This is a genomic window from Collinsella sp. AM33-4BH, assembly GCF_003469205.1.
GTDB lineage: Bacteria > Actinomycetota > Coriobacteriia > Coriobacteriales > Coriobacteriaceae > Collinsella.
Window position 1 is genome coordinate 130,600 of record NZ_QSIN01000003.1, and the last position, 22,919, is coordinate 153,518.

A 22,919-nucleotide genomic window follows, 5' to 3' on the forward strand; every position below is an offset into this window, starting at 1 on the left:
CAACGCCCACCATTGTCGCACGCCTTCCCCACCTAGTCATTGGGGACGTTCTTGAATGACTAAGGAGTGTCCCCAGCTGCCGACAGAAAAGGAACGTCCCTAAGTGTCGGCTGGTTGCATTAGGAGTATCATCATCTGCGCAAATAAGCACGAAAGAGCATATTAGAGATTGAGAGCGTATGGCTGATACCGCATCTAAGCACATTGACATGATCACCGGCTCGCTGTGGCGAAATATTCCCCTGTTCGCCTTCCCCGTGGCCGCCACGAGCATCTTGGAGCAGCTATCGAACCTCATCGCCACGGTCATCATCGGTAATTTCTCGGGCGACCAGGGAACCCTCGCCATGGCGGCGGTCGGCTCCAATGTTCCGCTTACCAGTCTTATGCTCAACCTGTTTATTGGCATGTCGCTTGGCTCCAACGTGGTCATCGCCAACGCTATCGGCCGCAACGATCAGAACATGGTCAAACGCGCCGTCCATACCTCGATTTTAATGGCGCTCGTGGGCTTTGTCGTCATCGCTCTGGGCGAGATCTTTGCCGAGCCCATGCTCGCCGCGCTCAACGTTCCCGCCGAAACCATGCCGCTCGCCTCGCTCTACCTGCGCGTCTTTTTGCTCAGCCTGCCCTCAATCTTGCTCTACAACTTTGAGGCCGCGATCTTCCGCTCCGTCGGCATCACCCGCATGCCGCTGCAGGCGCTTGCCGTGTCCACCGTCCTCAACATTGGCCTGGACCTCATCTTTGTCCCCGTACTCCACTGGGGCGTCGCGGGCGTCGCCATTGCCACCGCCATCGCCTACACCGTCAGCGCCGCTACGCTCTTTATCCGCCTGCTCAAGACCGACTCCGTCGTCCGCGTCACCCCGCGCGACCTGGCTATCGACCCCGTCGCCCTCAAGCGCATCGTCAAAATCGGCCTGCCTGCCGGCATCCAAAGCGCCGTCTTTGCCGTCGCCAACATCATCATCCAGTCTGCCATCAACAGCCTGGGCACCGAGGTCATGGCGGCATCGAGCGCCGCCATGAGTCTGGAGTACGTGTGCTACAACCTGCTCAACAGCTTTAGTCAGGCTTGCACCACCTTTGTGGGACAAAACCACGGTGCCCGCCAGATCGACCGCTGTACCAAGACGCTCAAGGTCTGCCTGGTCGAAGGCGGTATCGTTGCACTCACCACGATTATCGTTATTGTCGGCCTGGGGCGCGAGATCTTATCGCTCTTTAACAGCGATCCCAACATCGTCTCGATCGGCTATATCCGCGTGTGTTCGATCTTCCCGGCGTACGCCTTTAGCATGTTCTACGAAAACATGTCCGGCTACCTGCGCGGATTTGGCATCTCGCTCATGCCCGCCCTCATCACCATGATCTGTGTCTGCGGCATTCGCTTCTACTGGGTGTTCTGCGTGTTCCCACACTTCCGCACCTTTGCGAACATCATGATGGTCTACCCCATCAGCCTGGGCACCACGGCGTTCTTTATGGTCGTGGCGGTATTACTCTGCCACCCGGCACGCACCTATCGCGCCGCCCAAACCAAAACGACAGCCCGCTAAACACCGCATTCAACGCCACGCCAGTCATTAATTGACAATATGCGAGCTCATGTAGTCGATAAAGCGCCTGGTGGCGATAGGCATCGTGTCCCAGCTGCGCCAGGCCGCCACTACGTCGCGCGAGGGGGCATGCACGATGGGACGTACGCGAATATCGGCTCGCATGCCCTCCACAGTACGGCGATAAAGCATACTCACGCCCAGGCCTTCCTCCACCATCGCCATGATGGTGTAGTCGTCGGTCACCTCGCTCGTCACGTGCGGCGACAGCCCATGCGCCGCGAATGCATCGAGTACCAGGCTCTGTTCGCCTTCATCCAGCAGCACAAACGGCTCGGACGCTAGGTCGGCGAGTGTCACCTTTTCCTTTGCCGTCAGCGGATGCGCCGCCGGCAACAATGCCACCAACTCGTCGTGATAGACCACACGCTTCTCGAGCCCAGCGGTAAATCCGCGTGCCGTAAAACAAAAATCAACCACGCCATCGTGCACCCACTGGGCGTTGCGCGTGTAATCGCCCTGCTTGAGGGTAAAGTGTACGCCCGGGTGCAGGGCCCCAAAGTCGCGGATCACGCGCGGCAACACGGTTCGACTCACGTTGGTAAACGTCGCAATACGAATATCAGTCGAGGAAAGTCCCAGCAGCTCCTGGCGCTTGCCCTCGAGCTCGGCCTCGGCGGTCACGATCTGGCGCAGGTACGGCAGATACTGCTTGCCGTCGCGCGTAAGCGAAACGCCCTGCTTGCCGCGCTCGATAAGCGTGGTGCCTAACTCGCGCTCGAGCGCCTTGACGGCCTGGCTCACCGCACTTTGCGTATAGCCAAGCTCGTCCGCCGCGCGTTTCAGGCTGCCGCAATCGACCACCATACACACAATCTGATACCGCGATGCCATCGTGCCTCCCCATCGATGTAGCCGTAAAACGTTTTGCCGGGGCTTTTTCTGCCAACATTAGCATTTCTTAATCATACTGAAGATACATTCGCTTTACTACATCCACATCTGAGAGCAGAATCCTTTTTACGAAACCGTTCTGTAACAAAAGGAGCCCCATGGATCGCAAAAAAGCAATCGCGCTCTCATTTTCCGTTCCCGTCGCATGGGGCTTTTCGTATCCCCTCATGAAGATCGGCATGGACAGCATGAACGCCACGAGCATCGTTGCGCTGCGCTGCATCATCGCCTTTGCGGCCTGCCTGCTGCTCTTCCACAAGCGCGCTTTCCGCATCAATCGCGACCTTATGGTCCGCGCCGCTATCATCGGCGCCATCATGGCAACCGAGCTCACCTGCATGTGCCTGGGCTCCAGCCTCACCTCTGCTTCCGCTGCCGGCTTTTTGCAGAGCCTGACGGTCGTGATCGTGCCGTTTGCCAACGCCGCCCTGCTGCGTCGCGCCCCCGAGCGCAAGGTGCTCGTCGGCACGGCTATCGTCACCTGCGGCATGCTGCTGCTCTCGGGCGCCGACTTCACCAGCCTGAACCCGGGCGCGCTCATCATGCTGCTCTCCGCCTTTATCTATGCCAGCCACATTATCGTGGCCAAGCGCTTTGTCGAAGAAGTCGATCCGCTTGCTCTGGGCGTTTGGCAGCTGGGCTTCGGCGGCTTGTTCTCGGGCATCGCTGCATTCACCTTTGGCGGCTTCACGCTTCCCGGCACGCCCAGCGAGATCGTCGTTGTCGTCGCGCTCGCACTCATCTGCTCTGCCTACGGCTTTATCACCCAGACGCTCGTGCAGCCCCACGTGCCTGCCGAGACCACCGGCTTTGCCTTCTCGCTCGAGCCGGTCTGCTCTGCCGTCTTCTCGTTCTTCCTGGTCGGCGAGGTCCTGAGCTCCATCGCCTTCTTTGGCGCCGCCCTCATCCTCACCGGCGTCATGGTGGCAACCGTCGAGCTTCCGCGCCTTCGCGCGCATGGACAGGCTCGCATGGCAGGAGCGCCCGAGCACGTCTCGTAGACCCCACTCTTCATACAGCCATGGCATAAAGGCAACCGGTGCGCCTTTACAATAGATGCCAACAGAGCATCTGCCATAAAGGAGCCCCATGGACACCGCAACTCGCGACCGCAACATAGCAACTTGGTTGGGCGATGCGCCGCAGCCGGTACGTGACACTACGAACCAGCTGCTCGAGCGCATCGCCCTTTTGCGTGCCGAGCAGACCATCTATCCGGCACAAGACGACATTCTCAATGCCCTCGCCTACACGCCGGCCGACCATGTCAAGGTTGTCATCTTGGGTCAGGACCCCTATCACGGACCCAACCAGGCCATGGGGCTGTCGTTCTCGGTCCCCGCGACGCAAACCAAGTTGCCGCCGAGCCTGCGCAACATCTATAAGGAACTCAAAGCCGATCTGGGTTGCCCCATTCCCGCCACGGGAGACCTAACCCCATGGGCACACCAGGGCGTCCTGCTCCTCAACACCACGCTCACCGTGCGCGAGCATGCCGCCAACTCGCACGCCAAACTGGGCTGGAGCACGCTCACCAACTACGTTATCGAACGCTGCTGTCAGCTGCCCCAGCCGGTAGTCTTTTTGGCATGGGGCCGCTTTGCCCGGCAGATGGTCGAAGGCAAGCTCGCCGCTACCGGCGCGGGCAAAGCAACCGGCAAGTTCTGCCTGGCCTCTACGCACCCCTCGCCGCTTTCGGCCAACCGTGCCACGGCAGAACTCCCCGCTTTTATGGGGTCGCGTCCCTTCTCCGCCGCCAATCGGCTACTCGAACAGCACGGCTCGACCCCCGTCAACTGGACTTGCCTCGGCTAAAAATCGATACATCAAAAACGCGCCCGACGGCTTCCCATCGGGCGCGTTTCCTATTCGGGCCAAATAAATTGTGTGCGGCCGGCCTCGCCACCATCAATCAGCAGGCTCTGCCCGGTCATAAACCGGTTGGTCACGCCCACAAAGTAGATCCACTCGGCGATCTCTTGGGCGGTGGCCCAGCGCTTAAGCGGTGTGAGCTCCATAATCTGGTTCCACAGGTGTTCGTCTTCCATCACGCAACGGTTGAGCGGCGTGATAACGCCGCCCGGGTCCACGCTGTTGGCGATGGCCTGCGGTGCCAGCCGGTTTGCAAGGTTCTTGGTGTAGGCGATAACGCCGCCCTTGCTGGCGGCATAGGCGGGAAACTCCGATCCCGTATGCCCGCTCGCCGACCCCACATTGACCACGGATTTGATAGCCGGTGCCGGCTTGGCGGCAAGCCCCTCCCCCACAAAGGCGTAGCGCTCGGTCACGTTGATAGTTCCACACAGGTTGGCGGCGATGTCGTCAGCCGAATCCTGCGTACCGGCAACGTTCACGATTACCCGGGGTTCAAGGTCGCCTGGAAACGAGTCGGGCTCGCGGACATCAACGATCAGATGGCGGTAGCGCTCGTGTTCGATCGCCGCCGGCAGCAGATCAAAGCCCACGACCTCGTGGCCCTCGTCCAAAAAGCGCTGCACGCACGCGGCTCCGATACCGCCCGAAGCGCCCGTGATCAAAACCCGCATACTTGCTCCTTAGACGGTTGCGTGGCGCTCGAGGTACTCGGCGCCCACATTCTCGCGCTCCCAGCCACGCACGACCCTGTAGCCCACGGGGCTCAGGAAGACCTCGCACAGCAGCTCGGCAACAGCGCCGGTCAGCGAGCACATAAGGACCTGCACCCAGGTCCAACCAAAGAACGTGTGGCTCACCACAATGGCAAAGACCAGGTTGTCGATAAACTGGCCAACACCCGTGGACACATAGGAACGGAAGGCGAAGCTCGCAAAGTTATTCTTTTTGAGCATACGGCCGAGCGACTGGTTGAGCGTGGAGTTAACCACGGCAGAAACGAGCATTGCCAGCGAAGAGCCCAGCACCACGTACCAGGTGCCACCGATGGTGGCGTTAAGGGCAGTGTTGACCTCGATCATGCCGGTGTCGTAGTAGGCACCCCACATACCGGGCGTGAGCGAGCATGCCCAAAAGCACAGGCTCACGGCCAGGTTAACCAGCAGCGCGAGGATAGAGATTTTGATGGATGCCTTGGCGCCGAAGCGCTTGCAGATCATGTCCTGGCACAAAAATGAAACCCAGCTCACCACAAAGCCACAGTCGAGCGCCAGATACGGCAGGCTGATGAGCTCTTTGTTGGCCAGCAGGTTCATCATGATGACGCTCACGAAAAACAGCGAAACCGTTGCCGCGGGAATGCTCCGCAACAGGACCTTGTAGTCCTCCATGACCTTCTTGATCATTATGTACTCCTTTGGTTTTAGGTTTAACGAGCAGGATATCGGACCCGAACTGCTCGGACGCCCCGGTCTTGAGACGACGGTGGGTATGATAGCCGCTCACACGGCATCAGGCAAGTAAATAGCGCGGCAGCCCCGCAGGGTCACCGCGCCGATGCGTTAAAAGGCTACGTTGCCAAACTCTGACAGGATAAGATCGGGATTGTGGTCGGTTGCCCAGTCCACGTTCCACGGGCTCGTGAACAGCAGCAACTTACCGCCGCGCATGTCCTCGACGCGCAGCGTATCGCGCGTGAGCGAAAGGCCCGGGATATCGATGGTGTCGGGGTCATTCTGGATCCAGCGGATGTCCGTGTAGGGCAGCGACTGACGACGAACCTCAACACGGTACTCGGCTTTGAGACGGCGCTCGAGCACCTCAAACTGCAGCACGCCGACCACGCCCACGATGACGCTCTCCATGCCGGCGCCCAGCTCGCGGAAGATCTGAATGGCACCCTCCTGGGCAAGCTCCTCCATACCCTTAACGAACTGCTTGCGCTTGAGCGTGTCGACCTGCGTAATGCGAGCGAACATCTCGGGGGCAAACGTCGGGATCTGCGGATACTGCACGTGGCGCTTGCCGGAGCACACAGTGTCGCCGATGCTAAAGATACCCGGGTCGAACAGGCCCACGATATCGCCCGCGTACGCCTCGTCCACGATGGCACGGTCATCGGCCATCATCGACGTGCCCGTAGCAAGCTTGAGCTTGCGGTTGCCCTGCACGTGGAAGGCGTCCATGCCGCGCTCGAACTTGCCCGAGCAAATGCGCACAAAGGCGATGCGGTCGCGGTGGTTCTTGTCCATGTTGGCCTGGATCTTAAACACAAAGCCGCTAAAGTCGTCGCGGCAGGGATCGACCGGTTCGCTGGTGAGCGTATCGGTATAGGCGCGCGGCGTCGGGGCCAGACGCAGGAACTCCTTGAGGAAGGGCTCCACGCCAAAGTTGGTAAGCGCCGAGCCAAAGAACGCCGGGCTCAGCTTGCCGCAGGCCACAGCATCCAAGTCGAGTTCGTCGCCGGCACCATCGAGCAGCTCGATATCGTCCATCAGGTTCTTATGGTTTTCCTCGCCGATAAGCTCATCCATGGCGGGGTCGCCCAGCTCGGCCTCGACCTCGGCGACCTTCTTGGTGGCGTTGGCGTGGCCGTCGCCCTCAAAGGCAATGACGCGACGGGTCTGACGGTCGAACACGCCGCGGAAGTTGCGACCGCTGCCGATCGGCCAGTTCATGGGATACGTATTGATACCCAGGACGTTCTCGATCTCTTCCATGAGCTCAAACGGATCGCGAGCCTCGTGGTCGAGCTTGTTCACAAAGGTAAAGATGGGAATGTGGCGCAGCGTACAGACCTTAAAGAGTTTTTTGGTCTGGGCCTCGACGCCCTTGGCGCCGTCGATAACCATGACTGCGGCGTCGGCGGCCATAAGGGTACGGTAGGTATCCTCCGAGAAGTCCTGGTGGCCGGGGGTATCGAGGATATTGACGCAGGCGCCGTTATAGGTGAACTGCAGCACCGAGGAGGTAACGGAAATACCGCGCTCCTTCTCGATGTCCATCCAGTCCGAGACGGCATGCTTGGCCGAGCTCTTGCCCTTGACCGAGCCGGCAGTCTGGATGCTGCCGGTATAGAGCAGCAGCTTCTCGGTAAGCGTGGTCTTACCGGCGTCCGGGTGGCTGATGATCGCGAATGTGCGGCGCGACGAGATTTCATCCGACAGGCTTGCCATGCGGATCCTTTCTTGCATTGAGTGCATTACGTCGTTGTAACCGCACTATTGTAGCCGCGAAATCCCGCTCTAGGGCGCCTATCAGGACAAATTCATCAGTTGGGGCCTGGGTAGCCGGCCCAATCCGAATTTGTCTCTTGCGTAACTGTACATAGTGTATATATACTGTGCTTACCGGTTATATACACGTGTAGCCCAACAGCTAAGGAGCCGCTGTGGACATCATCCTATCCAATTCGAGCGACAAGCCCATCTACGAGCAAATAGCCTCGCAAGTCAAAGCTCAGATCCTTTCGGGCGCGCTCGCTGCAGGAGCCAAACTCCCCAGCATCCGTGCACTCGCGAGCGATCTTGGCGTGAGTGTCATCACCACCAAGCGCGCCTACGCCGACCTGGAGCAACTCGGCTTTATCTGCACCGTGCAGGGCAAGGGCTGTTTTGTCGCCGAGGGCAACCAAGAACTCTTGCGCGAAAATCAGCTCTGCCATATCGAAGAGCTGCTCGCACAGGCAGCAACGCAAGCCGAAGCCGTGGGCGTCACGCGCGATAAACTGCACGAAATGCTCGACCTGGTAGCCCCCGAAACCATGCAGTAACCATCTGCAAGAAAGGCTATGCCATGCAAAACTTGCTAGAACTCAAAAGCATCTCACGCCGCGTGAGCGACCGCTTTTCGCTACGTGGCGTCACGTTGGCCGTGGAGCCCGGCCAAATTGTTGGCTTTGTGGGCGCAAACGGCGCCGGCAAGACGACGACCATTCGCGCCACGCTTGGGCTTATAAAGCTCGATGCCGGCGAGGTGCACCTGTTTGGGCAGCGCTGTGGCACCGACGCGCCCGATGAGTCGCAACGCCACCTGCGCTCTCGCATCGGCCTCGTGCTGGACACATGCCCCTTCCCCTCCACGCTCAAGGTCGGCCAGATCGAGGCGCTCGTAGGCCCGGCGTACCCCACGTGGGACCGCGAAACGTTCGCCGGATTCATCAACCGATTTGGCCTCGATCCCAAGACAAAGGTCAAGGACCTCTCCCGCGGCATGGGTATGAAGCTGCAGCTCGCCTGCGCGCTCAGCCACAATGCCAAGCTGCTCGTTTTGGACGAAGCCACCGCGGGCCTCGATCCCATGGCACGCGAGGAACTGCTCGATGAGCTGCTCGCCTTTGTCGCCGACGGCCAGCGCAGCGTGCTGCTCTCGAGCCACATTACGTCTGATCTCGATCGTGCTGCCGACCGCGTCATCTGCATCGATAACGGCTCGATTGTGTTTGACCTGCCACGCGAGGACATTACCGACCGCGCCGGCATCGCCCACTGCACCCAGGCACAGGCCGCCGAGCTCATGGCTTGCGTCGAAGGCACCCGCGCCGCCCGCCACGCCTACAGCGTGGACGTGCTCGTGCCCAACCACCGCGAAGTGCTCGAGGCCTTCCCCGAGATTCCCTGCGATCGGGCAACCATTGATGACTATCTTCGCTTCATGCTGAAAGGGGCTTTGAAATGAAACGCGCCATTATGTCCGAGCTTCCCATCGTTCGCACGCTCGTCCCGAGCATCGCAGGTGTCGGCCTGTTCATCTTCGTCGTGCTGACCGCCGTCAGGGCATCGAATGGTGATTCCGACATGAGCGCCGCCGGCGCCTTCGCGATCAGTGCCATGTCGCCTATCATGGCCATGACGTCGCTGGCCGGGCTCGACAACCAAAACGGATGGGAGCGCTATCGGGCAACGCTGCCCATCTCACGCAAAGACATCGTCAGCGCACGCTACCTGTGCATCACTATTTTCTCGGTCATCATGGCGTGCGCGGCCGTGCTGTTGAGTATCGTCGCCATCCCGATCTTAAACAGCGTGGGTATCCCCTCCACGGGAGAGACCGTCTTTGAGACCGCAATCGCCTCGGCAATATCGATGCTTTTCTCCCTCATGGCGGTGTTTTTGGTACTGCCTCTGTTCTTTCGATTTGAACACATGAAGGCGCAACGCCTATCCGTTGGTCTGTACGCCCTGTACATGTGCCTTATCATGGTCACGCTAAACTCATTCAACCCCATCAGCAACCAGCTCATGTCGATTGCAGGGACGAATCCCGATTCTGCCGTCCTCGGTTGCCTGTGTGGTGCCGTCGCGCTAGCAACGGTCATCCTTGGCGTTGTCAGCTGCGCCATCAGCACCAAGGTCTACCGGGCACGCGACCTGTGATCGACAGCTAAAGGACTTGGGCGGCGCCCCACCTCATTTACTAGATAAGAGAAGCAGCAACAACGTCGCTACCACCCTTCACGGCGTACCGTTTAGATCTTGGCGACCAAAGAGAAGCCGACAGCATATCGAGGGTGAATGTTTTTCCGAGAAGTGAACGAGTAAAATCAGTACCCTGTATCATCGACTTTTTTATGGGCTTAGTTCCTGCGCTTTTTGCCTAGAAATCCAGCGGTTTTATTCGAAAAAAGTGTGCATGCTCCAGGGGTCCATATTGACTCGTTCACTTCTCGGAAAAACATTCACCTTCAATTCGAGCCTTAACCAAATGGCTCCCCGCAACATGACCCCCGTCTCGCCGCGACCATATCAAACCTTCATGGCGGGGCGGTATCCTCATGTCTATAAAACTCGCAGGATAAACCCATTAACCAAGGAGGCACCGCGCCCGTGTCGTGGGTCGTCGCAGCATTTGCGTCAGCATTCTTTGCCGGCATCACATCCATCTTGGCCAAATGCGGTATCAAGCAGACCGACTCCGATGTCGCGACGGCCATTCGCACCTGCGTGGTGCTCGTCTTTGCCTGGGCAATGGCGGGTATTTCTGGATCCATTGGAACCATTGGCAGCATCGAACCCAGATCCTGGCTCTTTCTCATCCTCTCGGGACTCGCTACCGGCGCTTCGTGGATCTGTTACTTTAAGGCGCTGAGCATCGGAGACGTCAATAAGGTCGTACCGGTTGACAAGATGAGCACCGTGCTCGCCGCGCTGATCGCCATCGCGCTTTTTGGTGAGACGAGCAACCTTGCGGTTAAGCTCGTGGGAACCGCCGTCATTACCCTCGGCACGTTTTTAATGATCGAGAAGCAGCAATCCGCCGGACCCGAGCAGCAGCAAGACCGGACCTGGCTCGCTTACGCCCTCGGCGCCGCCGTGTTCGCGGCACTCACGTCCATCCTCGCCAAGGTTGGCATCGAAGGCGTCGAGTCCAACCTGGCCACGGCAATCCGTACCTGTGTGGTACTGGTTATGGCATGGGCAATCGTGGCAGCTAAAGGCAAGATGGGCCAAGCCATGCACGCAGACCGCTACGAACTCGTATTTCTCGCGGCATCGGGCATCGCGACTGGAGCATCGTGGCTGCTCTATTACTATGCCATCGCCGCAGGCCAGGTGAGCGTCGTGGTGCAGATCGACAAACTATCGATTGTCGTATCGGTACTATTTGCGCGCCTGGCATTCAACGAAAAAGTCTCGCGACGCAGCGCCATCGGTCTCGCCCTCATCGTCTTGGGCACTGCGGCGCTCGCGGTTTGGAAGTAGCGCGGCCAGCAGCCGCTACATCCTCACACCTGGCTTGGGATGCCTGTACTGACCGTGGGATGCCGTGCGCTTACCGTGCGAGATGGCAAATTTGGGACAACAGTGCAGGCAACGAAGGCAGGCTGCGCACTCCGGCTTTGTCCAGACGGGAAGGCCGTCGCGCATCTCAATCGCCGCCATGGGGCAGCGCTTGGCACACAGGCCGCAGCCGATGCAGCGGTCGGCATCGACGGCAAACCTGCTCGTCTGTTGCATGCGCGGCAGCCCAATTGCGTGATACGCGCACGATGCAAACAGAGGCACGCGATGGCGCATCATGTTGCCCGTGCGGCGTGCCCGCACCGCCTCGATCACGGCATCAATCTGCGCCTCGGCAGCTCTATTGATACCCTCAACCTTTTGAGGGTCAGACAGGTCGAAAACAGGCGTCCAGGTATCGGGCATCTTGACGCTCATCGCCGCATCTAACTCGAGCCCACGCTCGTGTAGCAGATCGCGGGCGAACTTGGCCGATTGCCCGGTCGTCGAACCATATGTCGAGACATAGAACGTATAGGGGCGCTCGCCGCCCTTTGTGCCGGCAGCAACCGATAGGTCGACAGTCTTCAAAAACTCGATCATTGGCGTCGGCAAGCCCCAGGCGTATACCGGGGCGACAAACCCCAGCCGACAGGGGCCTTCCATCACAGCAAGGTGAAGGATCTCGGCATCAAAGCGCTCAATCGACATAACTTTGTCGCTTGTCGCCGCTGCAATGCGACGCGCCACATGCTCGCTGTTCCCTGTCGCGCTAAAGTACAGGATCATCTCGTACCCCTGGAATTGACTCGTGAAAAACCGTACTACTTGCGCAGCGGCTTGGGCAGCGGAATGCCGGCGGCGATAACGGCGGCGATGATCATGCAGACGATACCCTTGAGCGGGAAGCACATGAGCAGCAGGCCCACAACCATGACCGGCTGACGCATGACCGCACCCATCGTCGATGCCGTGCAGACGGCGACGCAAAAGACCGGATCGGCACCGGTGAGGATGGCAAGGCCGTAGCCCAGGCTTACGCCCGAGAAGATAACCGGGAAGAAGTGGCCGCCGCGCCAACCCATATTGATGAGGGCGGGCGTCAGCATGGCCTTGACCAGGCCGGTCGCGATAAGCACGCCGGCGGGAATGGTGAGGTAGGTCTCCATGAGCACGTCGGCCTGAGTCTCGCCGGCAAACATGGTGTAGGGCAAAACCGTGCCGCAGATAGCGAGGGCCAGACCAGCCAGCATCGCCTTGACGACAGGGCGCTCCCCTATGGCATGGGCAAGCGCTTCGCTCGCGTGCTCCGAGACAAAGTACAGCCAGCCGCATACGGTACCGACCAACGCCAGCGGAATGAGCCAGGCAAGCTCGAGGTTACCCACCTGGGCAGCCTCGAACCTCGGCATGCCCATGCCGCCACCCATGAGCTGGCCGAGCAGCAGATAGGTGCCCAGACCGCCGGCAATCGCGATGCCGTAGACCACGGTCTTTTGTGCCTTGGGCAGCTTGATGGTGATCTCGTCGGACGCGGAGTCCTCGCCAGCGCCCTGGCCGTCGGCGCTACCGGCGAGCGGCGCCACAAAGCCAAACACGGGCGCGGTAAAGAGCGCCGTCAGGGCAGCCTGGGTGCCCAACAGCGTGAGCTCCCTAAACTCGGCGCCAAAGCGACGCATGCGGTCGCCGACCCAGCTGCACAGACCCGCGATAACGCCGGTCAGGCCGGCCTCCGGTCCAATACTTCCGCCAAACAGCAGCGGCAGCAATGCCGCGAGTGAAAGCTTGCCCAGGTTGTCGTACGGGTAGCGACCGTCTTGTTTAACCTTGGCCATCACCTGGTTGAGGTCATCGGTCTTGGTGCCCGTCATCTTTGCGTACAGACCAATCAGCAGACCGCCCAGCAGGCAGACGAAAAACGGATACGGCAAAAAACCGAACGGACCGCTCGCGAGCTCGGGCGAAGCGACGCCCAGCATATGCGGGATCTCGGTCCATAGATAGTCGATACCGTGCTCCATCGCAAAGAAAAACAGCCAGACCGCGGCGCCTGCAAACGCACCGGTCACGGCCACGCTAACTAAAAACAGCGCACGGTTTTTGGGTTTTGCAAGGTTGTCCATCGGGGCCTCCCGTTGGTCAAAAGCGACAAAGATACGTTTTATTGTAAGACGGGCGCGGCGCGGGTGGGCTAACCATCTACGCCGCGAACGGTGCCACTGGGCGCCGTGCGCGCGACAGGCCTAAGGCTCAGCCGCCGATAATCGAGGCAATCTGGCGCAGGTCATCGGCAAAGTAGATGCCCTGCTGGCGCTGCGGGCTCGATAGACCTTTATCGATCATGTGCTCGAGCAGCGACTTGAGATCGTTGTAGTAACCGTCCAAGTTGTACAGGATGCACGGCGCGCTCAGATGCCCCAACGACACGGCCGACATGACCTCAGCGATCTCCTCGAGCGTGCCCGTGCCGCCCGGAAAGGCAATGAACGCATCGCCAAGCTCGATCATCTTGGCCTTGCGCTCGGCCATGTCGCTCGTCACGATCAGGTCGTCGATACCATCGTGCTGAAACTCTGCCTCGATAAAAAAGCTTGGCTCCACGCCGGTCACGTGTCCGCCGGCATCGAGCACGCTATCGGCGAGCGCGCCCATCAGCCCCGACTTGGACCCGCCGTATACCAGCGCGTGGCCGTTGGAGCCAATCCATGCGCCAAGCTGCCGCACTGCAGGCAGAAACGCCGGGTCGTTACCGACGCTGGCGCCCAGGTATACCGTGATATTCATATTCGGTCCCCCTCATTGTGACGCGCGGCGCACGTTCTAGCGCTGGCGTCGGCGATATTCGCGCACGCGGCGCGACAGGTCGGCGAGCTCATCGCGGTCGAGCTCTTCCAAATGCTCCAGATCGTCCATAAAGCGCGCCATGGTGTCCTTTTGGCGCATCTTGATGAGCGTGTTGCAGTAGTTCACTGCCACGCCCGTGAGCATGGCGATGTAGAAGATGCTGATGACGCTCAGGACGACGGTGATAGCGCGGGCGACCGGCGTTTCGGCCGGGATATCGCCAAAACCGATCGTCGATACGGTCTCAAAGCTAAACCAGAGGCCATCGCCAAACGTAAGGGTCGTGGGCTCGGACAGCCAGACGGCCGTCGAACACAGCAGGTAGAAGATAAGAAACAGGCCCGTGATGCGCGCAAAGCCAGCTTGGCGCAACACGTCGGCAAGCGTCCTCAACTTGTTCATCGCGACCCCTTTTCCCAGACGCCCAATCACGTTCGCTCGGTATTGTCCCACAACCGGCAGTTGGGGACGTTCCTTTTGTGCCGGCAGAAAGGGACTGTCCCCAAGTGCCGGGCGGGACCGTTTAGCGGCTCAGCTGCCGACTAAGCATGCTGAGCTGGTATCCTTATGTGATACTGTCTCGACTCGATAGGATTTCATGTGAAACCTTCCGCCGTCCTTCGCTTGGCTCTATATCGCACCCTGGCCGTCGCGCTTGCCGCGCTCGCCATACTGAGCGCCGTCATGCCCGCCCCCGCCTTTGCCGCCGACTCCGACCAGCAGGTCAAGACGGTCCGCGTTGGCTGGCTCGTCAACAACAAAGGCTTCCAGGAAGGCATGCCGGGCGAGCGACTCTCGGGGTGGGGCTACGAGTACCTCCAGACCCTCTCGTATTACACAAAGGGCTGGCAATACGAATACGTTAGCGGCACCTTCTCCGAGCTTATGGACATGCTCGAAGCAGGCGAAATCGACCTCATGCCCAACATCTCGTATTCGGCAGAACGCGAGCAGAAGCTGCTCTTTTCCTCGAACCCCGAGGGCACCGAGCGCTACTACATCTACGCCAGGCCCAACCGCGACGATCTGGCCAAGGGTGACCCCCAGGCGCTCCAAGGCCTCACCATCGGCTGCAACTCTGGCGTTATGCAAACTATCGTCGGCCAGCAGTGGCTCGCCGACGAAGGCGTCACCTGCACCTATAAAGAAATCGACACCGGCAGCGCCCTCTTTGAGGCGCTTGCAGACGGCGAGGTCGACGCCGTCATCATGAACGATACCATTTCGTCGCCCGATGCGTCACCCATGTTCTACGTAGGCTCGAGCGACTACTATTTTGCCGTTCCCAAAAGCCGCCCCGATCTGATGAACGACATCAACGCCGCCATGACGACCATCGCCCGCGATAACCCGCGCTATAACGAGGAAGTCAAATCGAGTTACTCGACCCAAAACAGTGGCTCGTCATCGCTCACCGGCCCCGAGACCACCTGGCTCAAAGCAAACGGCAATACCATCACGCTCGGCTATCTTAAAAACCAACTTCCCTACTGCACGCAAAATGACGACGGCGAGATGGAAGGATCGCTCGCCTCGCTTGCAACGACGTTGCACGACAAGTTTGGTATTACGGTCAAAACAATCGCACTCTCGAACAACAGGCAAATGATCAAAGCCCTTTCCAACGGAACCATCGATGTCGCCCTGCCATTGTTTCGCGACTACTGGCTCGCCGAGCAGACAGGAGTCATCCAGTCAAACTCGATGGGAACGGTTTCGCTGACCGCCATTCACAGTGGCAAAAACCTGAACAGCGACCTTAAGAACATCGCTTGTACAAAGAGCACAATCGTTAACCGTTTTGAACTCGAAAGTCTCTTCCCGAACGCAACAGTAACCGAGTACTCGAATGACGGCGAGGTGCTCAAAGCCCTCAATGAGGGGAAGGCACGTTGCATCATTGTCCCCAGCACGCGCCTGGAAACTCTCCGCGACATCTACGACATCGAGGATTTCGAAACACAGGAACTCACCAACACGGCACAACTATCGTGTTTAATTTCGCGCGGCAAGCCCGAGCTGCTGGGAATCATCAATAAGGGCATCGTCAATGCAGGTGAATCGCTCTCTGCAAACAGCTATTTCCCCACATCGTACTCGGCGCAAGAATCGGATGCGTTCCGACTTCTCTACCGCAACCGCATCGTCATTGCGGCAGTCGTCATCTGCATTTTGCTCACCGGCATCATCATCCTTGTCTGGTCGCTTTACCGCGCACAGACAGAACGGCAGAAAGCTGATGCCGCCAACGCCGCCAAAACCGCTTTCCTCACGCGCATGAGCCACGACATCCGCACGCCGCTCAACGGCATCCTGGGTCTTATCGAAATTGAGGAATTGAGAGAAGGCGACATGCAGGTCGCCCGCGAAAGCCGCGCCAAGGCGCGCGTTGCCGCCAATCACCTGCTGTCACTGATTAACGACATCCTCGAGATGGGCAGGATCGAGGAGCGCAAAGTGACACTCGAGCACGAATCATTCAACCTTAAAGAGCTGTGCGACAATGCGCTCGTACTGTGCAAGCTCCGCGCATCGGACCGCGGCATAACCATGCTCGACACCAGCGAGCCCTACGCTGTCGACCAATATATGATCGGCAGCCCCACCCATATTCGGCAGATCATTGTCAACCTGCTCGACAACAGCATCAAGTACAACAAGCACGGAGGCACCGTCACGTTCTCATCGACCATCAAACCGGTCGACGACGAGCACGCCGCGTTTTGCTTTAGCGTCTCGGATACCGGCATTGGTATGACATCCGAGTTTTTGGCACACATTTACGAGCCGTTTGCCCAGGAAGGCGACGATGCGCGCAGCAAGTTCCAAGGAACCGGCATTGGCATGTCTATCGTCAAATCACTCATCGATATGATGGGCGGCACGATTGAGATTTCGAGTGAGGTTGGCGTGGGGAGTACGTTTAACGTCCAGATTCCGCTCGAGATCGACAAGAACCCTCAGGCAAAAGAACGTACGGACGAGCAGGCATACAGTTGCTCGCTTGCAGACATGAACGTTCTTTTGGCAGAAGATAACGAGCTCAATGCCGAGATTGCCCAGGCTCTGCTCGAAAGCGAGGGCATCGTCGTAACTCGCGCCGCCGACGGCAACGAAGCGGTCGACCTATACGTTGGCCGTCCCGCGGGTAGCTTCGATGCGATTCTTATGGACATCATGATGCCGGGCATGGACGGCTACGAGGCAACCCGCGCGATCCGCCTGAGCGAAAAGGCCGATGCGGCCGACATCCCCATCATCGCGCTCACCGCCAACGCCTTTGCCGAAGACGCCAAGGCGGCACACGATGCCGGTATGAACGCCCATCTGCCCAAACCGCTCGACTTTAGCAAGCTCAAAAACATACTCGCCTGTATCAAGAAATACGGATCCGTTTCGCTATAGTTTGTGCTCAACCACCATGCACAGCCAGAAAGGAAGCCAACGATGTTTAGGCCCTTACGTCGAAAGAAACGCGCCATCACTGACGAGGAAGCGCGCGAGTTGCTCGCCACCTGTAAGCGCGGCGTCTTTGCCGTCAACGGCGATGATGGCTACCCCTATGCCATTCCCGTCAACTACTTCTTTGACGCCGAGCACGACAAGATTTATTTCCATGGCGCCAAGGCCGGCCACAAGGTCGATTCGCTCAGGCGTGACGATAAAGTCTGCCTTACCGTTTACGGCAACGAGTGGTACAAGGACGGCGACTGGGCTCCTTACGTCATGAGCACCGTGGTCTTTGGCCGTTGCCGCCTGGTAGATGAAGCGCCTGCGTTTATCGAGGACAAAGTCCGTCAGCTCGCGCTTAAGTACTACCCTTCTGCCGAAGAAGTCGAGGAAGAAATCGCCAAAGACATCAAGGGCGTCCAACTCTACGAGATTTCGATTGAGCATCTTTGCGGCAAGCAGATTCACGAAAAGTAGCGAATGCGAAAAACGCGCTCGCTACCCTCTGCGCCCCATGTGCCCACGCATTTTGACGGCGTGGGCACATGGGGCAGCACTCGAATCGAGCGCCCCCTATACCCCAAAAACGTAGCGGTCCAGGCGCTCACACGCCTCCTTTACCCGCGAAAGCGGCAGTGCCAGATTCACGCGGATGTGACAAGGCCCGTGGAACGGACGGCCATCCTGATACCCCACGCCCACGCGCGCCCCCTCGTCAAGCAGCCACTGAATATCGCGGCCATGCTCGCGACACCACTCGGTGCAGTCCAGAAACACCATGTACGTGCCCTGCGGACGCGAATAGGACACGCCCTCAAAATGCTCGTCAACGTAATTGCAAAAGTAGTCAACGTTGGCATCGATGACCTCATTGAGCTCATCGAGCCACTCGTAGCCTTGCGGCTGGTAGGCACCGATAAGCGCATGCATGGAGAGGACGTTCATCTCGTTGTAGTGAGTCTTGTTGGACACGGCGCACACGCGGTCGCGCAGCGTCTCGTTATAGATGATGTGGTAGCTGCCGACCAGGCCCGCCAGGTTAAACGTCTTGCTGGGCGCATAGAGGGCAACCGTGCGCATGCGGGCATCCTCGCTCACCGACTGCGTCGGGATATGCTTGTGACCCGGCAGGATGATATCGGACCAAATCTCATCCGAGATCACCACGCAATCGTGCTGGCGATAGATATCCATGGCGCGCTCGATCTCGTCGCGCTCCCATACGCGGCCGCAGGGATTGTGCGGCGAGCAGAACACGGCGGCATGGATGTGGTTTTGGGCGAGCTTGCGCTCCATGTCCTCAAAATCCATGCGCCACACGCCCTGATCGTCGAGCTTAAGCGGGCTGTGGACAATGCGATAGCCCGCGGCCTCGATGGACTTGGTAAAGCCGATGTAGGTGGGACTGTGGACCAGCACCGCATCGCCCGGCTGGACATATGCGCGCAACGTCGACACGACACCGCCCAGTACGCCGTTTTCGTAGCCGATATGCTCAGGGAGCAGGCCTTCGACGCCATTACGGCGGGTCTGCCATTCGATGATGCGGTCGAAGTACTCGTCGCGCGGATTGAAATAGCCAAACATGGGATGCTGGGCGCGCTGAATGATGTACTCCTGGACCGTGGGCACCGTAGCAAAGTTCATGTCCGCTACCCACATGGGGATGCGGTCGAAGCCCTCGTCGGGTGCGTTCGGAGCCATGCCGGGAATTTCTCCCCAGGAGTCAACGGCGATGGCGTCCATGCCGTGGCGGTCGATAAGCGAGGTAAAGTCGTATTTCATGCTGAGCTCCCGTGCAAAGCGGATTGTTTCGGTAGGCGTTATTGTCCACCAGCGTGGGCGGTTTTGACATGGGGTTTGGCGCTTAATTTGACGGGTGCGGACGAATGGCTGGTTAGTCTTGCGCGTCGTTGATGGCGGTTACCGTCAGCCTTGTTCCGTCGACCGTAAACGATATGTCGAGCCCGGCGTAGGCCAAGTGGTAAACGCGGTTGGGCTCGTGCTTGCTACCCGCACGGCGCGGATCTTGGCGAAGGACCTCGACCAAGCCGGGGAGCTTTGCAGGCGGGACCATATCTTTCAGCGCTTGTGGGAACTCAACATCGAGCTCTTGCCACGGCGCGTCCTCAATCCAGCCGCCCGTCGCATCCGGGTGACAGTCGGCAAATGGAATGTAGGGCTTGATGTCGTAGATGGGCGTGCCGTCGCGCAGGTCGGCCCCCAGTATATGGATGATCGGGCCATCATCGGTGAGCTCAACACGGCTGAGCTTGACGCAGGTGAGCCCGATGGGATTAGGGCGAAACGGACTGCGTGTGGCAAACACGCCCACACGCTCGGCTCCACCCAGACGCGGCGGGCGCACGGTTTTCGACCATTTTGCGTTGGTGCCGGACCTGTCCTGCGTTTTGGCATCGGCGGCTATGTCCTTAGCCGTGCCACCGGGCGTTCCGTTTTCGAAGCACCATAGCAGCCATAGGTGAGAGAAGGAGTCCAGACCCTCAACTGCAGCGTTGGAGGCAAATTCCGGCTCAAAGACGATGCGCCCCTGCAGATGGGGCGCCAAAAAGCTGTTGCGTGGGATGCCGAACTTCTGCGGCAGGTCGGTATGTATGTGTGCAATAGGTTCCATGCCGGTCATTGTACGGCATGAAGGTGTGAGGCGTCGTGCGCAATTCTTTGTCGCGGTCCCCCGTCGTGCAACCAACGGTTGCTTGGAAGGGCGTCTGCCGCCGCGTATGCTTAAAGCCATCAACCAGCAGAAAGGAGCCGCTATGGCCTTCGCAGAAAAGCTCATTGCTGTCCGTCGCGCCCATCACCTAACTCAGGAGCAGCTCGCCGCCAAGCTCTTCGTCACACGCCAAGCCGTCAGCCGTTGGGAGCGCGGCGAGGTCACACCGGGCATCGACATGATGAAGCTCATTGCCGCCGTGACCGGCGAGCCACTGTCTCATCTGCTCGAAATGCCCGAGTACTATTGTCAGAGCTGCGGCATGATACTCACGCCCGACGACTGCGGTACCGATGCTCACGGCGCAACGACCGACCATTACTGCAAGTGGTGCTACGACCACGGCAAGTACACCTACGAGACCACGATGGAGGCAATGATCGAGGACTGCGCCCCGCGTCTGGCGCAAAACACCGGCATGTCGCTCGACGAGGCAGTCTCGCTCATGGGTGCCGTGCTGCCGCAACTGGAGCGCTGGCGTACCGTGCAGGAAAACGAGGAGCGCTACGGCGCCGAGGCACGGGCGCGCTATGGCGATGAGGCTATCGATGCAGCAAACGAAACGTTACTGGACATGGATCCCCAGACATGGAACGACATGAAGGAACTCGAGCGTGCCATTCTGGGTCAGCTCTCGATTGCCATGGGCGACGGCGATCCAAAGAGCAGAAAGGCCCAAAAACTTGTTGCGATGCATCGTCGTTGGATTGGCCTCAACTGGGGAAGCGAACCCCAAGACGAGGCATACCTGGGGCTCGCCCACGGCTACCTCGCCGACCAGCGCTTTGTTGACTACTACGACAAGCCCTGCGGCACCGGAGCCACGGCGTTTCTGGTCCAGGCAATCGAGTCATCGCTGACTCGCGCATAGACCGCGGCGGCATTGGGTATCTCAATCGAAACCTCAACCGATTGGAGACCTATGGCTACTGATCACAAGCTCGAGCTGTACGTTATGACCGGCTGCCCGTATTGCATAAAGGTCAAGCGCTTTTTGGCCGATAACGGCGTGACCATCCCCGAGCGCAATATCTCGACCGACCCCGATGCCGAGCAGACGCTCATCGCCGTCGGCGGCAAGCGCCAGGTTCCCTGCCTGTTCATTGACGGCGCGCCGCTCTACGAGTCGGGCGACATCATCGCGTGGGTGCAGGAGAATTTGCTCTAGCGTTCTATTGCGGTCGGCCGGCCCCAACGCACAAACCCATACGAACCAAACATGTACGTCAGCATCCAAAGTCGACATTTTTCGACATCTTTGGATGCTGGCGTACAGCTTTTCAATCTAGTCATTGGGGACGTTCTTGAATGACTAGTCGTTAAAGAACGTCCCCAACGACTAGTAGCCACAAAAGCGGGCAACAGGCGCGAGCGGCTGCTCGCGAAAGACGCGCTCGACGGCGGCGCGGTATTCGTCGACCTTTTTGGTCTTGCGCACGAGCTTGTGCACGGTAGCGGGATCGGCGAAGGCACATTTGGCGTAGAACCACCATTCCTTCATGCGAAAGACCGCGTTGCCCCCAATCTCGTCCGCATAGGCCGCAAACAGCGTGTCGTGGAAGCGCTGCAACTCGGCAGCCGTGGCGGCAGGGCCGCCCTTAACCATGCGAGCCAGCGCGGGGTTCGCGAGCAAGCCGCGCCCCAACATTACGTGGCGTGTTCCGGGATAGGCCCCCACCAGCGCATCCATGTCCTCAAGATCAAAGATGTCGCCGTTATAGGCCACGGGAAACGGCGCCCGCTCCAACGTCTCGCCGTAAAACTCTTTACGCGGCGAGCCCGTATAACGGTCCTTTTGCACGCGCGGATGCACGATCAGCTCTGCCAGCGGCATGCGGCAATAGAGGTCGAGCACGCGTTCGTACTCGTCATCGCTTTCCAACCCCAGCCTGGTCTTGACCGACACCGGCAAGGGTGAGCGTTCGCACACGTCGCTCAAGAACACCTCGAGCTCATCCAGGTTGCGCAGAAAGCCCGAACCCTTGCCTTTGGCAACAACCGTACCCGAGGGGCAGCCAAGGTTGAGATTGACCTCGCGGTACCCCATCTCGGCGAGCACCTGCGCCGCCCACACAAACTCGTCCGCATTCTTGGACATCAGCTGAGGTACTACGTTAAGCCCCTGGTTATTGGCAGGATCGACCTCTTTAAACGCCTTGCCACCAAAGCGGTTGCCCACCCGCGGCGGCGGCAAAAACGGCGTGTAATAACAATCGAGCGCGCCAAAGCACTCCGCATGCACGCGACGGAACACATGCCCGGTAATCCCCTCCATAGGGGCCAGCGATAAATTCATCAACATCCACTCTCAAATCAATGTGACAAAGGGACAGTCCCTTTGTCACATCCCATTCAAGCGGTTCAGGAACTCTTCGCAGGCGCGAGAACGCAGGCGATATTTTTTCCACACCAGATACGATGCAATGGTGAAGGGGCAAAAGGGCAGTCCCTTTGCCCCAAGTGCCGGCTACCGGACGCAAGCTAGTTGCCGTTCGCGAACGCCGCCCATATTTCGAGGTCTAATACTTTTCCCGAGAAGTGAACGGCTCTATTTGGACCCCCGAAGCATTGACATTTTTAGGCGTCAAAACCGCAGGATTTGACTGGCAAAACCGCAGGAAATTGCACGCCAAAAGTGTCGATGCTTCGGGAGTCCGTTTTCACTCGTTCACTTCTCGGGAAAAGTATTAGACCTCGATTCCGCAGTCCCCGATGTGACAAAGGAACAGTCCATTTGTCACATTCAGAATTGACCCCCCCCCCCCCCCCCCCAAACCCCCCACG

General features: G+C 59.1%; 21 protein-coding genes and 2 pseudogenes. 12 read left to right on the forward strand and 11 right to left on the reverse strand.

Going from position 1 to position 22,919, the window contains the following annotated elements; translation table 11 throughout:
* The first annotated feature begins 179 nt into the window (after nt 1-179).
* The gene (locus DW821_RS03595; RefSeq protein WP_118065640.1) at nt 180-1,562 is read left to right on the forward strand and encodes an MATE family efflux transporter; all 1,383 of its coding nucleotides are present in this window, start codon (nt 180-182) and stop codon (nt 1,560-1,562) included.
* 27 nt (nt 1,563-1,589) lie between these two features.
* On the opposite strand, the gene DW821_RS03600 is transcribed toward DW821_RS03595, so the two are convergent.
* On the reverse strand, nt 1,590-2,456 hold the full coding sequence (locus DW821_RS03600) for a LysR family transcriptional regulator (RefSeq protein ID WP_118065642.1): 867 nt from the start codon (nt 2,454-2,456) through the stop codon (nt 1,590-1,592).
* A 158-nt stretch (nt 2,457-2,614) separates the two neighbouring features.
* On the opposite strand from DW821_RS03600, the gene DW821_RS03605 reads away from it, so the two are divergent.
* Nucleotides 2,615-3,517, forward strand: a complete 903-nt coding sequence (locus DW821_RS03605) for a DMT family transporter (protein ID WP_118065644.1) — start codon at nt 2,615-2,617, stop codon at nt 3,515-3,517.
* Between the two features lie 88 nt (nt 3,518-3,605).
* A complete protein-coding gene (locus DW821_RS03610; RefSeq protein ID WP_118065646.1) occupies nt 3,606-4,331 on the forward strand; it encodes a uracil-DNA glycosylase in 726 nt (241 codons plus the stop codon).
* 50 nt (nt 4,332-4,381) lie between these two features.
* On the opposite strand, the gene DW821_RS03615 is transcribed toward DW821_RS03610, so the two are convergent.
* The 3 genes from DW821_RS03615 to DW821_RS03625 form a co-directional block, all read right to left on the reverse strand.
* Nucleotides 4,382-5,062: an SDR family NAD(P)-dependent oxidoreductase gene (locus DW821_RS03615; protein WP_118065648.1), complete on the reverse strand. Its 681-nt coding sequence runs from the start codon at nt 5,060-5,062 to the stop codon at nt 4,382-4,384.
* Nucleotides 5,063-5,071: 9 nt separating this feature from the next.
* Nucleotides 5,072-5,794, reverse strand: a complete 723-nt coding sequence (locus tag DW821_RS03620; RefSeq protein ID WP_233552989.1) for a VUT family protein — start codon at nt 5,792-5,794, stop codon at nt 5,072-5,074.
* A gap of 156 nt (nt 5,795-5,950) precedes the next feature.
* Nucleotides 5,951-7,564, reverse strand: a complete 1,614-nt coding sequence (locus tag DW821_RS03625) for a peptide chain release factor 3 (protein ID WP_118065650.1) — start codon at nt 7,562-7,564, stop codon at nt 5,951-5,953.
* 215 nt (nt 7,565-7,779) lie between these two features.
* Here DW821_RS03625 and DW821_RS03630 point away from each other — a divergent pair, with 215 nt between their 5' ends.
* From DW821_RS03630 to DW821_RS10430, 5 genes and pseudogenes are all read left to right on the forward strand, one after another.
* On the forward strand, nt 7,780-8,160 hold the full coding sequence (locus tag DW821_RS03630; protein WP_118065652.1) for a GntR family transcriptional regulator: 381 nt from the start codon (nt 7,780-7,782) through the stop codon (nt 8,158-8,160).
* Nucleotides 8,161-8,183: 23 nt separating this feature from the next.
* Nucleotides 8,184-9,065, forward strand: a complete 882-nt coding sequence (locus tag DW821_RS03635; protein WP_118065654.1) for an ABC transporter ATP-binding protein — start codon at nt 8,184-8,186, stop codon at nt 9,063-9,065.
* A complete protein-coding gene (locus DW821_RS03640; protein WP_118065656.1) occupies nt 9,062-9,763 on the forward strand; it encodes an ABC-2 transporter permease in 702 nt (233 codons plus the stop codon). The genes DW821_RS03635 and DW821_RS03640 overlap by 4 nt, the downstream gene beginning before the upstream one ends.
* Nucleotides 9,764-10,213: 450 nt before the next feature.
* Nucleotides 10,214-10,627: pseudogene (locus DW821_RS10425) on the forward strand (EamA family transporter); the annotation flags it as partial.
* Between the two features lie 57 nt (nt 10,628-10,684).
* A pseudogene (locus DW821_RS10430) lies at nt 10,685-11,089 on the forward strand (EamA family transporter); the annotation flags it as partial.
* Nucleotides 11,090-11,104: 15 nt separating this feature from the next.
* Here DW821_RS10430 and DW821_RS03650 read toward each other — a convergent pair.
* The 4 genes from DW821_RS03650 to DW821_RS03665 form a co-directional block, all read right to left on the reverse strand.
* A complete protein-coding gene (locus DW821_RS03650; protein WP_118065660.1) occupies nt 11,105-11,896 on the reverse strand; it encodes an EFR1 family ferrodoxin in 792 nt (263 codons plus the stop codon).
* 35 nt (nt 11,897-11,931) lie between these two features.
* Nucleotides 11,932-13,230 carry a chloride channel protein gene (locus DW821_RS03655; RefSeq protein ID WP_118065662.1) on the reverse strand — a complete coding sequence of 433 codons (1,299 nt, stop codon included), beginning with the start codon at nt 13,228-13,230 and terminating at the stop codon, nt 11,932-11,934.
* A 127-nt stretch (nt 13,231-13,357) separates the two neighbouring features.
* Nucleotides 13,358-13,891: a TIGR00730 family Rossman fold protein gene (locus DW821_RS03660; protein WP_118065664.1), complete on the reverse strand. Its 534-nt coding sequence runs from the start codon at nt 13,889-13,891 to the stop codon at nt 13,358-13,360.
* 36 nt (nt 13,892-13,927) lie between these two features.
* A complete protein-coding gene (locus tag DW821_RS03665) occupies nt 13,928-14,353 on the reverse strand; it encodes a potassium channel family protein (RefSeq protein ID WP_035136976.1) in 426 nt (141 codons plus the stop codon).
* Between the two features lie 198 nt (nt 14,354-14,551).
* Between DW821_RS03665 and DW821_RS03670 the strand changes: the two genes are divergently transcribed.
* Both DW821_RS03670 and DW821_RS03675 read left to right on the forward strand, forming a co-directional pair.
* Complete coding sequence (locus DW821_RS03670) at nt 14,552-17,356, forward strand: transporter substrate-binding domain-containing protein (RefSeq protein WP_118065666.1); 2,805 nt, start codon at nt 14,552-14,554, stop codon at nt 17,354-17,356.
* Between the two features lie 42 nt (nt 17,357-17,398).
* On the forward strand, nt 17,399-17,878 hold the full coding sequence (locus tag DW821_RS03675; RefSeq protein WP_118065668.1) for a pyridoxamine 5'-phosphate oxidase family protein: 480 nt from the start codon (nt 17,399-17,401) through the stop codon (nt 17,876-17,878).
* A 96-nt stretch (nt 17,879-17,974) separates the two neighbouring features.
* Here DW821_RS03675 and DW821_RS03680 read toward each other — a convergent pair whose 3' ends face one another.
* Both DW821_RS03680 and DW821_RS03685 read right to left on the reverse strand, forming a co-directional pair.
* A complete protein-coding gene (locus tag DW821_RS03680) occupies nt 17,975-19,186 on the reverse strand; it encodes a MalY/PatB family protein (protein ID WP_118065670.1) in 1,212 nt (403 codons plus the stop codon).
* A 112-nt stretch (nt 19,187-19,298) separates the two neighbouring features.
* Nucleotides 19,299-20,036, reverse strand: coding sequence for a tRNA (N6-threonylcarbamoyladenosine(37)-N6)-methyltransferase TrmO (locus DW821_RS03685; protein WP_233545850.1), 738 nt, complete (start codon nt 20,034-20,036; stop codon nt 19,299-19,301).
* Between the two features lie 142 nt (nt 20,037-20,178).
* Between DW821_RS03685 and DW821_RS10175 the strand changes: the two genes are divergently transcribed.
* Together DW821_RS10175 and DW821_RS03695 are read left to right on the forward strand one after the other, a co-directional pair.
* Nucleotides 20,179-21,006, forward strand: coding sequence for a TipAS antibiotic-recognition domain-containing protein (locus tag DW821_RS10175; RefSeq protein WP_158563822.1), 828 nt, complete (start codon nt 20,179-20,181; stop codon nt 21,004-21,006).
* Between the two features lie 51 nt (nt 21,007-21,057).
* Nucleotides 21,058-21,303, forward strand: coding sequence for a glutaredoxin (locus tag DW821_RS03695; RefSeq protein ID WP_118065674.1), 246 nt, complete (start codon nt 21,058-21,060; stop codon nt 21,301-21,303).
* A gap of 171 nt (nt 21,304-21,474) precedes the next feature.
* Here the strand turns inward: DW821_RS03695 and DW821_RS03700 are convergent, their stop codons facing one another.
* The gene (locus DW821_RS03700; RefSeq protein WP_118065728.1) at nt 21,475-22,431 is read right to left on the reverse strand and encodes a tRNA-dihydrouridine synthase; all 957 of its coding nucleotides are present in this window, start codon (nt 22,429-22,431) and stop codon (nt 21,475-21,477) included.
* Between the last annotated feature and the right edge of the window lie 488 nt (nt 22,432-22,919).

Bases quoted from the DNA above. Each gene is read 5' to 3' on its own strand.
- DW821_RS03595 (WP_118065640.1), top strand. From the start codon at position 180: ATGGCTGATACCGCATCTAAGCACATTGACATGATCACCGGCTCGCTG.
- DW821_RS03600 (WP_118065642.1), bottom strand. From the start codon at position 2,456: ATGGCATCGCGGTATCAGATTGTGTGTATGGTGGTCGATTGCGGCAGC.
- DW821_RS03605 (WP_118065644.1), top strand. From the start codon at position 2,615: ATGGATCGCAAAAAAGCAATCGCGCTCTCATTTTCCGTTCCCGTCGCA.
- DW821_RS03610 (WP_118065646.1), top strand. From the start codon at position 3,606: ATGGACACCGCAACTCGCGACCGCAACATAGCAACTTGGTTGGGCGAT.
- DW821_RS03615 (WP_118065648.1), bottom strand. From the start codon at position 5,062: ATGCGGGTTTTGATCACGGGCGCTTCGGGCGGTATCGGAGCCGCGTGC.
- DW821_RS03620 (WP_233552989.1), bottom strand. From the start codon at position 5,794: ATGATCAAGAAGGTCATGGAGGACTACAAGGTCCTGTTGCGGAGCATT.
- DW821_RS03625 (WP_118065650.1), bottom strand. From the start codon at position 7,564: ATGGCAAGCCTGTCGGATGAAATCTCGTCGCGCCGCACATTCGCGATC.
- DW821_RS03635 (WP_118065654.1), top strand. From the start codon at position 8,184: ATGCAAAACTTGCTAGAACTCAAAAGCATCTCACGCCGCGTGAGCGAC.
- DW821_RS03640 (WP_118065656.1), top strand. From the start codon at position 9,062: ATGAAACGCGCCATTATGTCCGAGCTTCCCATCGTTCGCACGCTCGTC.
- DW821_RS03650 (WP_118065660.1), bottom strand. From the start codon at position 11,896: ATGATCCTGTACTTTAGCGCGACAGGGAACAGCGAGCATGTGGCGCGT.
- DW821_RS03655 (WP_118065662.1), bottom strand. From the start codon at position 13,230: ATGGACAACCTTGCAAAACCCAAAAACCGTGCGCTGTTTTTAGTTAGC.
- DW821_RS03660 (WP_118065664.1), bottom strand. From the start codon at position 13,891: ATGAATATCACGGTATACCTGGGCGCCAGCGTCGGTAACGACCCGGCG.
- DW821_RS03665 (WP_035136976.1), bottom strand. From the start codon at position 14,353: ATGAACAAGTTGAGGACGCTTGCCGACGTGTTGCGCCAAGCTGGCTTT.
- DW821_RS03675 (WP_118065668.1), top strand. From the start codon at position 17,399: ATGTTTAGGCCCTTACGTCGAAAGAAACGCGCCATCACTGACGAGGAA.
- DW821_RS03680 (WP_118065670.1), bottom strand. From the start codon at position 19,186: ATGAAATACGACTTTACCTCGCTTATCGACCGCCACGGCATGGACGCC.
- DW821_RS03685 (WP_233545850.1), bottom strand. From the start codon at position 20,036: ATGGAACCTATTGCACACATACATACCGACCTGCCGCAGAAGTTCGGC.
- DW821_RS10175 (WP_158563822.1), top strand. From the start codon at position 20,179: ATGGCCTTCGCAGAAAAGCTCATTGCTGTCCGTCGCGCCCATCACCTA.
- DW821_RS03695 (WP_118065674.1), top strand. From the start codon at position 21,058: ATGGCTACTGATCACAAGCTCGAGCTGTACGTTATGACCGGCTGCCCG.
- DW821_RS03700 (WP_118065728.1), bottom strand. From the start codon at position 22,431: ATGAATTTATCGCTGGCCCCTATGGAGGGGATTACCGGGCATGTGTTC.